The organism is Coleofasciculus sp. H7-1 (assembly GCF_057473865.1).
The window spans coordinates 106823-121198 of the sequence record NZ_JBYCCT010000034.1 but is presented as its reverse complement, the minus strand read 5'-3'; the positions used below and the strand labels follow the sequence as shown (position 1 = coordinate 121198).

14 protein-coding genes are annotated in these 14376 nt (G+C 46.7%); 7 read left to right on the top strand and 7 right to left on the bottom strand.

What is annotated here, in order from left to right; genetic code table 11:
- Positions 1-274: 274 nt before the first annotated feature.
- Complete coding sequence (locus tag AC2VDX_RS08870; protein WP_378182392.1) at positions 275-1723, bottom strand: S-layer homology domain-containing protein; 1449 nt, start codon at positions 1721-1723, stop codon at positions 275-277.
- A 101-nt stretch (positions 1724-1824) separates the two neighbouring features.
- Complete coding sequence (locus AC2VDX_RS08865) at positions 1825-2715, bottom strand: XDD3 family exosortase-dependent surface protein (protein ID WP_378182389.1); 891 nt, start codon at positions 2713-2715, stop codon at positions 1825-1827.
- 588 nt (positions 2716-3303) lie between these two features.
- Between AC2VDX_RS08865 and lepB the strand changes: the two genes are divergently transcribed.
- Positions 3304-3828 (top strand): signal peptidase I, encoded by a 525-nt coding sequence (lepB, locus tag AC2VDX_RS08860; RefSeq protein ID WP_378183028.1) that lies wholly within the window; start codon positions 3304-3306, stop codon positions 3826-3828.
- 83 nt (positions 3829-3911) lie between these two features.
- Here lepB and AC2VDX_RS08855 read toward each other — a convergent pair whose 3' ends face one another.
- Together AC2VDX_RS08855 and AC2VDX_RS08850 are read right to left on the bottom strand one after the other, a co-directional pair.
- Positions 3912-4460, bottom strand: coding sequence for a ComEA family DNA-binding protein (locus AC2VDX_RS08855; RefSeq protein WP_378182386.1), 549 nt, complete (start codon positions 4458-4460; stop codon positions 3912-3914).
- Positions 4461-4465: 5 nt separating this feature from the next.
- On the bottom strand, positions 4466-4849 hold the full coding sequence (locus AC2VDX_RS08850) for an NINE protein (protein ID WP_378183025.1): 384 nt from the start codon (positions 4847-4849) through the stop codon (positions 4466-4468).
- 460 nt (positions 4850-5309) lie between these two features.
- On the opposite strand from AC2VDX_RS08850, the gene AC2VDX_RS08845 reads away from it, so the two are divergent.
- Complete coding sequence (locus AC2VDX_RS08845) at positions 5310-5633, top strand: DUF1825 family protein (protein ID WP_378182383.1); 324 nt, start codon at positions 5310-5312, stop codon at positions 5631-5633.
- Positions 5634-5676: 43 nt separating this feature from the next.
- Here the strand turns inward: AC2VDX_RS08845 and AC2VDX_RS08840 are convergent, their stop codons facing one another.
- The gene (locus tag AC2VDX_RS08840) at positions 5677-7596 is read right to left on the bottom strand and encodes a transglycosylase domain-containing protein (RefSeq protein ID WP_378182380.1); all 1920 of its coding nucleotides are present in this window, start codon (positions 7594-7596) and stop codon (positions 5677-5679) included.
- A gap of 328 nt (positions 7597-7924) precedes the next feature.
- Here AC2VDX_RS08840 and tyrS point away from each other — a divergent pair, with 328 nt between their 5' ends.
- The 5 genes from tyrS to AC2VDX_RS08815 all read left to right on the top strand — a co-directional run bounded on the left by tyrS (position 7925) and on the right by AC2VDX_RS08815 (position 13151).
- Positions 7925-9133, top strand: coding sequence for a tyrosine--tRNA ligase (tyrS, locus tag AC2VDX_RS08835; protein ID WP_378182377.1), 1209 nt, complete (start codon positions 7925-7927; stop codon positions 9131-9133).
- Positions 9134-9200: 67 nt separating this feature from the next.
- Positions 9201-9953, top strand: coding sequence for an orotidine-5'-phosphate decarboxylase (gene pyrF, locus AC2VDX_RS08830; RefSeq protein WP_378183022.1), 753 nt, complete (start codon positions 9201-9203; stop codon positions 9951-9953).
- On the top strand, positions 9950-10594 hold the full coding sequence (locus tag AC2VDX_RS08825; protein WP_378182374.1) for a hypothetical protein: 645 nt from the start codon (positions 9950-9952) through the stop codon (positions 10592-10594). Before pyrF ends, AC2VDX_RS08825 begins: the two co-directional genes overlap by 4 nt.
- A gap of 495 nt (positions 10595-11089) precedes the next feature.
- The gene (locus AC2VDX_RS08820) at positions 11090-11941 is read left to right on the top strand and encodes an exosortase-dependent surface protein XDP2 (RefSeq protein ID WP_378182370.1); all 852 of its coding nucleotides are present in this window, start codon (positions 11090-11092) and stop codon (positions 11939-11941) included.
- 571 nt (positions 11942-12512) lie between these two features.
- The gene (locus AC2VDX_RS08815; RefSeq protein WP_378182367.1) at positions 12513-13151 is read left to right on the top strand and encodes a Uma2 family endonuclease; all 639 of its coding nucleotides are present in this window, start codon (positions 12513-12515) and stop codon (positions 13149-13151) included.
- Positions 13152-13216: 65 nt separating this feature from the next.
- Here the strand turns inward: AC2VDX_RS08815 and AC2VDX_RS08810 are convergent, their stop codons facing one another.
- A complete protein-coding gene (locus AC2VDX_RS08810) occupies positions 13217-13411 on the bottom strand; it encodes a hypothetical protein (protein ID WP_378182364.1) in 195 nt (64 codons plus the stop codon).
- A gap of 97 nt (positions 13412-13508) precedes the next feature.
- Complete coding sequence (locus AC2VDX_RS08805; RefSeq protein WP_378182361.1) at positions 13509-14309, bottom strand: DUF4114 domain-containing protein; 801 nt, start codon at positions 14307-14309, stop codon at positions 13509-13511.
- Positions 14310-14376 lie beyond the last annotated feature (67 nt).

The following is a 14376-nucleotide window of genomic DNA, read 5'->3' as shown; positions in this document are numbered from 1 at the left end:
CCAACTCTATAGAGTTTTGGATGAAGTTCTTGCAAATTTATCGCCAAATAATGTAAAGTTTATGTGAATTTAAGGCTAATTCCAGTGAAAACCCACAGGGGCAGTACTATAATTTATTTTTTAAGATTTTTTTAATAGATTCTGACACTGCCTCCACCTACGCTTCTCAAAGGGGAGCTGTTGTATTCCAAAGAATGCACGAAGCGATCGCTTACCTCCAGCAAGGGCTTTGCCTAATTGCGATCGCTTCATTGACTGCTTTTGATTGTCAAGCTTATTGATTCGGAGAACTTAACGGTGTAGGCTCCGGCGTAGATGTCGCTGATGGCTGGCTCTGTTGACGCTGGCTCTGCAAAGCATCTTGAGCAGATACCCCTTCACCTTCAGCGCCAAAGTACCAGACCGCCGCCGCCGCCTCAGCCCTCGTCACGGGTTTTTTCGGCTGGAACAGCGTCGTATACCCAAAAACCCGCCGGATATTTGCCAATTCTCCATTTTGGAAATCTGCCAATACCGCCCGCAACGCCTTCGGCTCAATTTTGCCTGCATCCTGAAATCCCCACGTTTGCTTCACTGCGTCAACCGAAGCGGTGGGCAAAGTCTGGCGCGTATCTAGGGGCACTTTCCAGAGAATCAAGTTTTCGCGGGTAAGCGGTGCATCGGGGCGAAACAACACAGCGGTAGCATCACCCGTCAACCGACTGGGAATTAAACCTGCTTCTGCTAAACCTTGAATTGCTGGAAAATCAGGTTCGCTGCGGGGAATATCCTGGAAAGCCGGTTGGACATCTGCTGATGCTAAACGGATTTGCTTACCCGGACTATTGGCATAAATCTGATTATTCGCAGCTACCAGCCAACGCGCATACTGGCGGCGGGTGATGGTTTTATTTGGCTCAAACTGTTCGCCTGCGGCGGAATTACTCTTGGAACCACCAGAGTTGAGCGAAAGTACACCCAATGCTGCCAGGTTTTCTACGTGCTGACGTAATTCTTGGGGTGCTTTGTTGATATCTGTAAATACAGAGGGTTCAGAGGGAGACTCAGGCTTGCCGGTAGTTGCCTCAGTAGTTGGCTGACTGGCGACATCTGAATTACTCGGTGACGGTGCTGTTGCTTCGCTGCCGTCGCGGACATACTGAATGGTAAATTGTGTGGTACTAGCTGCATTATTAGCGGCAGTAGGTTGAGTCGGCGAGGGCGTTGAGATAAAACTATTACTACCGGAACCCGACTGGATGGATACGGTAACTTTCAGGTTATTCCGGTGAGCTACTAAGATATCTGTCGGGGTAGCAGTACCTTCGGCAGTCTCAGTTGGCTGACTCACAATTTCCCAGTTATTCGATTGAAATTCCTTCTGGTAAAAGGTTTGGACAGAGTTGCTGGGGTCAGAAGTCGTCCAACGGAGGCTCTGTCCTTGATTAGAATCGGCTGTTGGTGGCGTGACTTCTTGCAGCTGAGCCTCTGGATAGACGGGAATCTCAGATGGGAAATCAGAGGGGAGTGCGACAAGCGTTTCGTTCTGAGAGTTGTTTTGAGATGGCAAACCAAACGTAGCGGGATTGTCTTTAAGTTTAGGGTCTGCTGCGAGCGATCGCTCTAGCGCTTCACCATTAGGACTGTTAGCGCAAGCACTTAAGGAAATCAGCAGGCAACCGATAAATCCGGTAAGTATAACAGGACGTTTAGAAAATAACACAGCAAAAACTGGAGAACACATCTTCACTATCTACGCTAGCGCAGATAGTAGAAGACGGTTTCCAGTTCCTGGTTAAGTTCCTGTTAGTTGCTTTCAATAGCTATAACATTTTTCTAAGAGTCTCACTCTAGCGTCACTTTCTCCTGAAAACGCTTATGCAGTTGACTGCCTACAAACGCTAAAGCAACTAAAGCCATACCCGCAGTTCCAGTAGGCTCTGGCACCTCGTGAGGCGCTGGGGCTGGTGGCAAAATTGCTCCAGCAACTGCAACGCCATCATTGCCACACTCAAGAAATATATTAGCAACGTAGTCTCCAAAGCCAAGAAGAGACTTGTTCAACTGGAACCCAATGGTTTGCTCTCCACTTGCCAAAAAGTGACTAAAGTCAAGTCCAGCGGCACTCAATGCAGAGGCGGTGAGCATGGTAATGTCACCCACTTTTGTACCTGAGCCAATTACATTCAGAATGGAGCCTTGACCTAAGTAGGCATAAGCATCAGCTTTGGTGGCAATATCTGTGCCTTGAGTATTCTCCCGATTCCATCCATAATCATAGTATTGCTTCAAAGTACTATATCCCTGGTTCGCTCCAGTGACGGTAGTGGCTTGGACATTTTTGTAGACGCCAGTGCTGGAAGCCATTGAATCGTTAGTTCCAGCAAAGCGAATCCCAAACAAACTGTTTGTATCACTGGCAGCTTTAAAAGTTTGATCGGTGAAATTGAAAAATAAATCTCCCCAACCAATGTTTTTGTCAGCAGCGCCACTAGCGTAAGTTCCTGTCAAGGGCGTACCACCAGTCAGAGCTACAAAAATGCTGTCACTGGTTTCCCTTATTGCCATACCCTTAATTTCATAACCAGAGCCACCAGAGCCATCATTAAAGGCATCAATTCCATAGTTCCAATCTTTGTAGATCGTTCCTGCGTTAGCCTGCTGCCCAGTCGCAGACATCAAGCACAGAGTTGCCGTAGCACCAGCTATTAAGGTTGCAATATTACGCAATTTCATATTATGAAAACTCCTTTTTGCCCTAAATTTGTGTCCCTCCCTAATTTGTAACAGTAACCTTATTGATTGTCTCTAGATAATTTCTCGGAACTTTGAGGTTTTGCCAAAACCCCAAAAACGAAAAAATATTATAAAAGTGTATATATAAGTCAGTACTTTTTTATAAAAATATAGAGGTTACTTTTTAGACTCAGTAAATCTAGTTAAACAAGAACAAGAAGAATCTTTAAAAATTGAGAAATATTACAGCCTGCTGGAATCCAATGGATCTAAACCGGAGGTCGCGTGGTATCTTGGCTGAGAGCTGAAACAAGCCAAGACTGTCTCTGTGGCTAACAACGCCAGATATTTTTAGTTGAAACTTCTATGGCATCTGAGGAAAAGGATTTGGCAGCCGTCAACGAGTCTCCACAATTTGCTACTTCAAACTCGACCCAACTGGGACTTCCGCCTGAGCTTCAGGCAGATGCTTCTTCCCAGGATGGAGTCAATCAAACTGAGGTAGTTGTTGCTGAGAAGACAGAACAAGGGCAACCTAAACGTGTAGATCCTGGCGAAAACAAAGGGAAAAATGCAGTAGCAGGCGGAATATGGGAACAATTAAGAGAAAATCTGCAAATTCTATTGATTGCCCTATGTTTAGCACTTTTTATCCGAACATTTGTTGCAGAACCCCGCTATATCCCCTCTGATTCTATGCTGCCGACCTTGCAGGTGGGCGATCGCTTGGTAGTGGAAAAAATCTCTTATCGCTTTCAGGCACCTCACCTCGGCGATATCGTAGTTTTTGACCCTCCCCAGAAACTGCAAATTCAAGGCTACGCTAAAGACCAAGCCTTTATTAAACGGGTGATTGGCACACCGGGTCACGTCGTTAAAGTTCAAAATGGCAAGGTCTACGTGGATGACTCGCCCCTCCAGGAAGACTACATCGCAGAACCCCCAGAATATCAGTGGGGGCCAGCGCTGGTGCCTGAAGACCAGGTATTAGTCATGGGAGATAACCGTAATAACAGCAACGACTCCCACGTTTGGGGCTTCTTACCCCAGAAAAATATCATTGGTCGCGCCTTTTTCCGCTTCTGGCCTCTTAGTCGGATTAGTCTCACTTAAGTCAAAGTTTAGAGTTATGAATGTTGAGTTTTATATGTTTTCAATTCAAAACTTAAAACTCATAACTCTTCCCAATAACTTACTCAAAATCGCAAATAATGCATTAGTTGGGCAGTTAGATTTCCTGGAAGCGACAGCCGTTGCTGGAAATCAACTAGGTTGCGGTAAGACCCCGCAACGAGACGATTTTGCACTACTGTGGTGGCGAGAACCGAGTCAATAAATGGAATTTGCATCAACTCTTCTACAGACGCCGTATTAGGGTTGATGAGTTGCGGCGTCGCCAAACTAGAGTCGTCGTAGTAACAAAATCGGATGACTGCCTCTAGAGGTTTTAGCCTAGCTGGCGGCATACCTAGTGCTGCCGCAATATCCTCTATGCAGAAAAATTTAACGCCAGATCGAGCTAAGGAAACAAGCGATCGCGCTTGATGAATCGATAACCCCGGCAATCTCAGCCAATCGTCTACACTTGCCTGATTCGCATCAATCTTGATACCTAGTTCAGCTGCGATCGCAATTTCTTGGGTTGATTGCAGGCGGTAGTAGGGATCGTTCAAAATCTTGCCCCGAATTGACTGCAAATTCACATTTAATCGAGCTGTCGGTGGTAGCCATTCAAAAAGTGCCATAGATATCAAGCTATGCGATCGAGCCATTGACGGCGCTTTTGCTCAAATTCATATTCTGAAATCAGTCCCTCTTCCCGCAGGCTGTCCAGTTGGCGCAAGGCATCTGCGATCGCACCTACCCGATCGGGATCGACGCCAACGGAAGAAACAGCCGGTTCCACGCCCAAATTAAAATTACGGTCAAACTCATCCCCGTCTTGGACTAAATACCAAAACCCTTCAATCGCGCTGGCAATCCGAGGAATCGGTGTTCCCCACGACAAGAGCAAATAAGCGAGACCCCACAGCGGCTGTCCGAGATAAAATTTATGAAATCCAGCCACGGGTATCACCGTTCCCACCAACGCCAAGATAGCTGCAACTTTTCGATTTTTTGCCTTTGTTAACATGAAACGCACCACTTTATGACCCCTTGGCTCCTCCTTGCAGACTGACTTCCTGCTTCCCGATGCCGCTGCCATATTTTCCCGAAAAAAGCTTAGGGAAAGCAGAGGATTCTCCTGTCGAGACGTTACTTGCGATGGAAGCATTTGTCTTCTTCCATAATATTGATTTTTTCCCTTGGTACGGCTTGTAGATGCTTGGCGCTGACATTACTCAGAAACTGGATAGGCTTTACTAAAAGATCGTCAATGGAAGCTAGGTGATTAGATGCCGTCTGGCAAAACAGAGGCATCCTGGGAGATCGGACGAATAGTATTGGGAAAAAGCGATCGAAGATTTAGAGCGCGATCGCCGTTAATACGGAAAACCGAATATAACGGAAACTTTGGGCTGCACTAAAATGATACTCAAAGCAGTAAACTTCCCCTTGGCGGGGAAGCCCATTAACGGGGAAAAGAAAAGGCTATGGGATTTTTTGATTCAGAAATTGTTCAGCAAGAAGCCAAGCAGCTGTTTGAAGATTATCAATCCCTGATCCAACTGGGAAGCGACTACGGCAAATTTGATCTTGAAGGAAAAAAGATTTTCATTGAGCAAATGGAAGCCATGATGGATCGCTATCGCATCTTTATGAAGCGATTCGAGCTATCTGATGACTTCATGGCTCAAATGACAGTGCAGCAGCTACATACCCAGCTTGGTCAATTTGGCATCACTCCAGCTCAAATGTTTGACCAAATGAACCTCACCCTAGAGCGGATGAAATCCGAACTGTCCAAGCAAACCTAAAGATTTTGGATTTTGGATTGAATCCAAAATCCAAAATCTCAAATTATGAGCGGGGTCGTTCAAATTTGGAAGGCGATGGAAAGTATTGCACGGGTTCACCAGCCATAGCGGTTGACATGAAATCGCGCCAAACCGGAGCGGCGTAGTGACCCCCTGTAACACCACCACCTAAGCTGCGGTTGTTATCCTTCCCAATCCAAACAGCTGTTGCCAGCTGCGGAACATAGCCCACAAACCAAACATCTTTCTCTGAAGAAGTCGTACCCGTCTTACCAGCAGCCGGACGACCTATCTGTGCCGCTTTCCCCGTACCGCCATTTATCACCCCTTGCAGCACTTGGGTTAGAGAAGCCGTCGCCCACGGGTCTAAAACCAGACGGGGTTTAGGAGTGTTATCGAGCAACACATTGCCGCTACTGTCTGTTACCCGGACAATAAACGTGGTATCAGAATGCCAGCCATTACTGGCAAACGTGGCATAGCCGCCAGCCATTTCCAAAGGCGTCACACCAATCGCTCCCAGAGGCAAAGAAATCACCGGCTCAATCGGACTCTTAAAGCCAATCGTCCGGCAGGTTTCAATCACCTTATCCAACCCCACAGCCCGCCCAATCTTCACAGCGGGTACGTTAGCGGAGACCGTGAGGGCTTGGCGAATGCTCATCGCACCGGAGTAGCCGCCGCCGTAGTTTTTGGGAGAGTAATAGCCGCCACCATCTCGATAGCTCACTGGCGAATCGTAGACAGTGGAATAGGGCGAATATTTGCCAGTCGCGAACGCCGTGTAGTAAACAAAAGGTTTAAAGGCAGATCCTGGCTGGCGTCGCGATTGGGTTGCCCGATTAAACTTACTTTTTTCGTAATCAACCCCGCCGACCATCGCTTTCACAAAATGCGTCCGAGGATCGACTGACACCAGAGCAATTTGGTTGTTATAAAGTCCCCAACCCTGAAGTCTTCTATGCCAACGACTGACCTTTTGTTCCGCCATCTGTTGGAATTTGTAGTCGATGGTAGTTTGGACTCGCATTCCCCCTTTTAGCACTGCATCCGGGCCAAAGCGCTCTTTCAACTCAGCCACGACTGCATCTGTGATGTAAGGCAGTTCGCTGGTTTGCCAAGAAGTCAGCTGACCCTTCTTAATGGTTAGCTTGCGGGCGGCTGCTTCCTCTTGGGCCGTAATCCACCCCAACTCTCGCATCCGAGCCAACACCTGCGCTTGTCGCTGTTTGGAGAGCTTGTAGTTGACAAAAGGACTGTAGTCTTCTGGAGCCTGAATCATCCCTGCCAACATTGTCGCCTCTGCCAAGTTGAGGTCGGCGGCTTTTTTGCCAAAGTAGCTTTCAGATGCCGTTTGGACGCCATAGTTATTGTGACCCCAATACACCTGATTGAGGTACATTTCTAAAATTTGGTCTTTCTTAAAGATTTGCTCCAAACGAATTGCCAGTACCGCTTCAGCGATTTTGCGGCTAAAGGTGCGCTTGCGAGAGAGAAATAGATTTTTCACCAACTGCATGGTGATTGTGGAACCACCCTCAACCACCTCACCCTTCTGCCAGTTCGCTCTGATGGCGCGACCAACGCTGTTCGGGTTGATGCCTTGGTGGAAGTAAAAGTGGCTATCTTCAATCGCTAGAACCGCCCGCTTCAGTTCGGGGGAGATTTTGTCCAGAGGTACGATTTCGCGATTGGCTTCGCCGTGGAGACTGGCGAGGTGCTTGCCTTTAACATCGTAGATGTAAGAAGTTTCAGTAGGAGCGTAGCTGCGGAGAACGCGCACATCTGGCAGGTTACGGAAGCTAATTGCTAATCCAACCAGTCCACCGGCGACTACCGAACTGGTAAGCATGGTGATGCCGAGGAGGGTTCCGCCCGTTGCTTTCCCGACTCCCTGGATGAACTTAAAAATCGGTGGGACTGGCTCTCGCGGGTGTTTGTCTTGAATAGTGCTAGACGACACGGGGATTTCACTTCCTCACTAAAAAATGTGGGACTTGGGTGTTGCGCGACTGGATAGGGCTTTGCTGATTGAAATTACAAAGACTTTCCAGGGGCAGCCGGAGGGCGGACGATTTTTAGAATCTGTCCGGGAATGCGGTCGGGAGGTCAGACCGGGGAGGAAACTGATCCGCTATAGCATCATAAGCGCAGCCTGTTCTTAAATTTTTTTAATCGGGCATGGAAATTTTAACAATTTTTGCAAATTATACTAATTTGATTTGCCTTGGACTTGCATCAAATACAAATATAGTGATTAGTTACCATACCCGATTGAGTTTTGGCAAAGCATGACCGCTAGTGTATCATCGGCAAAAACGCCTCCAGAAGCCCTCACTTGGCTCTATCGCGGCGTCAGCGAAATTTTTCCCAATCAGCTTGATTCTTCTGACCCGGCGGAGAATTTGGCTCAACGATTAGCGCAGACCGACCGACCTTTGCGGGTGAAGTATGGGATCGATCCGACGGGTGCAGAGATTCATCTCGGTCATACTATCCCCATGCGTAAGTTGCGATCGCTTCAGGATGCGGGTCACACGGCTGTTTTAATTCTTGGGGATTTTACGGCTCGGATTGGCGATCCGACGGGGAAGTCTGAGGTACGCCGCCAGTTGACAGCGGAGGAAGTGGCTCAAAATGCCCAGACGTATCTGGATCAGGTGCGTCCAATTCTGGATTTTGATACGCCGGGACGGCTGGAAGTTCGTTACAACTCTGAGTGGCTTAGCAAACTGGATTTGGCAAAGATTCAGGAGTTACTCGCCACGATGACTGTGGGACAGATGCTGGCGAAGGAGGGGTTTGCCCTCCGCTTTGAACAAGAGAATCCGATTTATCTGCATGAGTTTCTCTACCCATTAATGCAGGGTTATGATTCTGTGGCGGTAGAAGCGGATGTGGAATTGGGAGGAACCGATCAGAAATTTAATATTGCCGTGGGGCGAGATTTACAGCGGCATTTTGGTCAGCAGCCTCAGTTTGGGGTGTTGATGCCGATTTTGATCGGGACGGATGGTGAAAAGAAAATGTCGAAGTCTCTGGGCAATTATGTGGGACTATCAGAACGCTCGACTCCGATGTATCAGAAGCTGGAAAAGATTCCGGATGATCTGTTGGAGCAGTATTTTGAACTACTGACGGATCTGCCTTTGGATCGGCTGCCAGAAACTCCGCGCGATCGCCAGCAAGAACTTGCCTTCGAGATTGTGAAGCAGTACCACGGTAAGGAAGCAGCGGAGGAAGCGAGGAAGGGAAAAACTGACGATGTCCCTGAATTTTCGCTTTCGAGCGTGCAATTTCCGGCTAAGTTTTTCTATATTGTCAGTGCCAGCGGTCTGTGTAAAAGTAGTTCGGAAGCACGGCAGCGAATTCAAGAGGGAGGCGTGCGACTGGATGGCGATCGCGTTGACAAAATCGATCTAGTCTTTGACACGCCCGAACAGCTAGCCGGACGCATCCTGAGTGTCGGTAAAAAGCGATTTGTCCGCCTTGTACGTTAAGGTGGGCGAGTGCAATTGTAAAATTCAGCCGGTTGTCAAGTCGATTCTTCCAGCCTTACTCCTACCCGTGAACCCAAATCCGACTCGCCTAAAATCCGCTAAGTCAGTACCAGAGCGCATTATCGTGCCGCTGGATGTGCCGACAAAAGAAGCAGCGATCGCTCTGCTCGATCAATTGCCCCAAGTGTCATTCTGGAAGGTGGGGTTAGAGCTATTTGTCAGCACTGGGCCGGAAATCTTGACGGCGCTCAAAGACCGGCAAAAGCGAATTTTTCTGGATCTGAAGTTTCACGATATCCCCAACACTGTTGCCGGGGCTTGTCGCGCCGCTGCCCGCTACGGGGTGGATTTGGTGACAATTCATGCAACAGCCGGTTGCGGTGCCTTGCAGGGGGCAGTAGCAGCGGCACAGGAGGGCGCAGCGGAAGTAGGGGTGACACCCCCCAATTTAATTGCGATTACGCTGCTGACCAGTCTCACCTCGCGTCAGCTAGCCTTTGAGCTGAAAATACCGCTAGAACTGCCAGAGTATGCCTTACAGATGGCGCTGCTAGCCAAAGACGCGGGGCTGGATGGGGCGGTTTGTTCCCCCCAAGAGGCAGAACAGCTGCGGCAGATTTGTGGCGATGATTTTCTGTTAGTTTGTCCGGGTGTGCGCCCCTCTTGGGCAGAAGCGGGAGATCAGAAGCGATCGCTTACCCCCGCCCAAGCCTTCCAAGCAGGCGCTGATTACCTGGTGATAGGGCGTCCGATTACCGCCGCCTCTGACCCCGTTGCAGCTTGGGCAAGAATTTGCGACGAGCTAACAGTGGTTTCATGAACTCAGGTCGAAAGCGTCAGTTGTCAGGAGTTAGAAGGTTACTTCTGGTTTCTAGCTGTTCGCTGTTCGCTGCATTCAGCACTCAACAGGGGCAAGGAAACTCCGCCCCTATAGCACTCAACAGGGGCAGGGAAACTCTGTCCCTACAGCGTTTTGCTTGCCCAAGTAATGTAGAAAGCCTCACACTTCTCCTGCTTCGGGATTTACCTAGTTATGCTAATCGGGTCAATCAACGTGCCCGACGCCGCAGCCGAAAAGTTGACATTTCTTCTAGTTCCGTGATTGCCGCTGGACGCCCGGAATTTGAGCCGCTTAGCCTGGGTCCCGGTCAATATAACCCAACGCCTCCAGCCGAACTTGCCGCAGCCCCCAAGCAGGTATTCATTACCACCTTAGAGCGACAGTATACCGCTGGCAAGCTGATTGAATTGCAGCAGTATCACTGGCTATTTCTGGCTCAAACTGACAGCGGCTGGAGTTTAGCGCTCATGTTTTCTCGTACTGGCCTTTATCCGGGAGGACGCCCCCCTACGCCGCCGCGCGATAGCAGTAATGGCATCATTGGTCAGGCAGTTCGGAATTGGTTGCAAGATTGCCGGGTGGGAAAAGTGCGATCGCTCGTCCCCAATGCGTCTCAGTAATTTTCCCTCAGTAATTTCATCATTATCTGAAAGTTTTTACTTGAGTGCGTAATTGTAGCTTTTAAAAGCGCGATCGCTATCTGTCGGAAGTTTTACTTCCCTGCATTGTTTCTTTAAATAAAATTTCTGTATCTCCAACGACATTTTCCCATTATCCGAAATTTTACGTACAGCAAGAAGGATTATAATTTTAATTTCCGTAGCTTCAACGATGAATTTAATTAATCTTTACTATTAGGATAGGATGGTGCCAAATTCTTCAAGGATTCAGCCAAGAAAAGCTGAATTATTTGTCTGCAAATTGGTAGTTTGATTTGGATGAAATGGCATTAAGACAGAACTTTAGTCACTTAACTAAAGTTTTAGCCTAGGGCTACATAACTAAAGTCGTGGCTTAACGATTTGCTGTGTATTGGGAGCATCCGTCACTGAAAACTTTCGACTAATACCTTTCACCAACGTTTCTAAATAGGCAACTACCAGAGGATTAAAAGAATGAATTTTCAGCGTACATCAACTTTTCTATGCTTAACTGTCGGAATCTTAACGATTTCTAGTTCAGCGCAAGCCGCAAGCTTCCAAACCAACGTTAGCCAAAAAAGTAACTCTGAGGTAGATATTTGGCTTCAGTCTATTACTCAAAATAAAGTCACATTTGATAGTTTTAATCTAGTTAAAGAGGCTAAAATCCTCTCCAATACTCCCATCAAGCTCACTGGGAAGAAGGGAGAAACTGCCAATCCTGAAGCGGGTGGCTATAACAATAATACGGGTGCTGCTAGCACAGACAGAGGCAATAAAGCTAGCAAGCCGAACGGTGTTGAAGTATCTGGAATTAAGAACCCAGGCAATACTGAAATTGCCGCTTATCTAGGCAACCAAAACCTCAACAACATTATTGATACTGAGGATAATGGTTCCATTAGTATCAACCTTTTCTTCAATAACCTAGTTCATGCAGATAAGACAGGATTGGACAACCTCTTTTTCTGGGAACGGGGTAAGAATAGCGATCTGGGTATTCAAGCAATTGACAAAGCTGGCAACCTCATTGGTAATTTTCTAAAACTAAAGCGAACCGATCAGTTTGCCACAGGCTATAGCATTGACACAATGGAAATTAATGGAAGTCAACAGGTTGGTTCTTGGGGAGTTAGCCTAGAAAAATTGGGAATTACTTCTCTAGCGGGTATTCGAGTGACAGCAGATGCGAGTTACAATGGCCCAGACTTTAAAGTAATCGCTAGAGAAGAAAAAATTCCTGAACCAGCCACGCTTGCTGGGTTGGGATTGGTAGCCGGATCGTTAATGACAATTCGTCGGCGTCGAAGCAGCAAAGCTAGCTAGTTTTTAGAGAAAATTTGCGTTCATAAAGACTGAGTGAAAATGAAAATGAGGGCTAGAAGGTGGATAACGCTTCTAGCCCCAATTTTTTTAGTTTCTGGTACTAATTTTCTTTTTTATCAGGACTCGCCGCACATCACCACATAGTAAGGGCAACCACAGGGGGATTGAACCCGAAAAAACGCTATATGTATAAGCTTTGCGTAAGTCCTGTTTATCTCATAATATTAAAATATAAAAGCATTCCACTACTGGAATTTATCAATTCAGCTTCATTTTGACATTTCTATCAGTTTGCATTCACTACATTACCCAGCAGAAATGGAGTTCATCCTTTGGTTGGTTGTTATTTTTATCTATCTGCGATAAAAAAGCCTATTAACCGAATGAATTTTTATGCAGTTTTGGGTGTGGCGCAGGTTTTGTTGTGCGAGTGAGTGAGAAGTCAAGTTTAAGTAGAGAAGACTAGAGAGCGATCGCACTCTGAGTAAATACTAAGCGCGATCGCTAAAATATATCTATCCACCAACACTTCTATTGTGACTAGCAGCAATTACCTAGGCTCAGTCTTAAAATGACAACTACACTAATTCAGACTCCACAACCAGTTCTCTTGAGGAATGTTAGCTGGCAAACTTACGAATCTCTGCTGAAAGATTTAGAAGAACAGGCAGGGATTCGACTGACTTATGACCGAGGATTATTACAAATAATGTCCCCATTAGATCCACATGAAAGCTACAAGAAGCTCCTAGGACGTTTCGTGGAAACTCTGACTGAAGAATTGAATATTAATATTCGCAGCTTAGGTTCAAGAACTTCCAAACGTGAGGATTTGCAACGGGGATTTGAACCAGATCAGTGCTACTACATCCAGAATGAGCCGATTGTCAGACAACTAGAGCAAATCGACCTAAATCAATATCCACCACCTGATTTAATTATTGAGATTGATATTACTAGCAGTTCTATTAATCAATTCGACTTGTATGCTGATTTTGGGGTGCCGGAAGTCTGGCGTTATGACGGAAGACGCTTAAGATTCTATCAATTAGAGGGAAAACAATATGTAGAGCGCAATACATCTCCTACTTTCCCTTTTCTCTCACCATCTGAGATTGTGCGGTTTCTGGAACAGCAAAAAACTGTGGGAGAAACAGCTATGATTCGCTTGTTCCGCGAGTGGGTGAGAAGTCAGATTGGGGAGGAGTAAATAAATCGCGCTTGATAATACAGGAAATGCGATCGCGCCAGTTTTCAGGTATTGTTAAAAATATACTAATAACGTATCAATTCGCGGGACTCTTGCCGTACACGACCAGCCATTACTGCTTGCTGCAAAGTCATAAAGGCATTTAGGTCTTCCCAGCCATATTTTGTTGTTTGTAAAAGCTGCCGTAGTTCGGTCTCTGATGCTAACGTTAAATAACCTGTTGCCAAAGCCTTTTGGACTACTTCTCGGATTAAAACCATATCAATCCCTGAAACTGGTAGTAAAAGATATTCTAAAGAGCGATCGCACTCGCTTCAGCAGAGGAAAAAAGTGCGATCGCGCCAACTACTGTATCAACTAGCTGAGGCTAGAATCCTGAGATTTCTGTTGCTGCTTGCGCTTGTGCAGCGAACTGACACCGAAAGCACCAACCCCTAAGATACTCAATACAGAAGAAGGCTCAGGTACATTTTTCCTGGCTTTTTCAAGTCCCGGAAACTTGACCACGAAGACCGTGTCCTCAAAATCGCGATCGGAATTTTGATTGGGAGGCTCAGTAGCACCGAGCGGTCCATATAAATCCTCGAATCCAATCACCAAGTGGCCTTTATACTCATAAGCTACCAAGTGTTCTAGTCCATCTGGGTTAGAAGCTGGATCGGCACCGTAAACGTAAGTTCCGCCATTATAACCATCAGCTTTCAGCCAGAAGTTAAAGAGGGTACCAGCACTGAAGTTTCCTAAGTCCACATAGTCCCCGATATCCAGAGGTCCATCATTAGCTGCTCCTTGGCACTCAGTATTATTAATTCCACAAGAGGCATCCTCAAAAATCAACCCCGACTGGAAAGTAGAACCATTAGTAGCTGTGAACCCTAACTGGTTTCTGAAGCCTGCTCCTTCATTGAGAAAGTAAACACGAGGATTATAGTCAGTTCCCAATTTTAACTTGGTAAGGTCTAACTTATACGCTGTGGGGTTGCTAAACGGAACCCCAGAAGGAGAAACGAATTGCTGGAACTCTTCAATTATGTCCTTAAAACCTGTAGTGTCAGTGTCAATGCTTTTGATGTCATAAGCTGAGGCTGGTGCGGTGGCAGAGAATACACTTGTCCCGATAACAGCAACAGTCAAACTAGAAATAAGCTTAATTTTCATTCAAAGACTCCTTTTTGCAATTCTGGGTGTAGCCATGAGAACAAAGTAACTGGCGCGATCGCTTCTT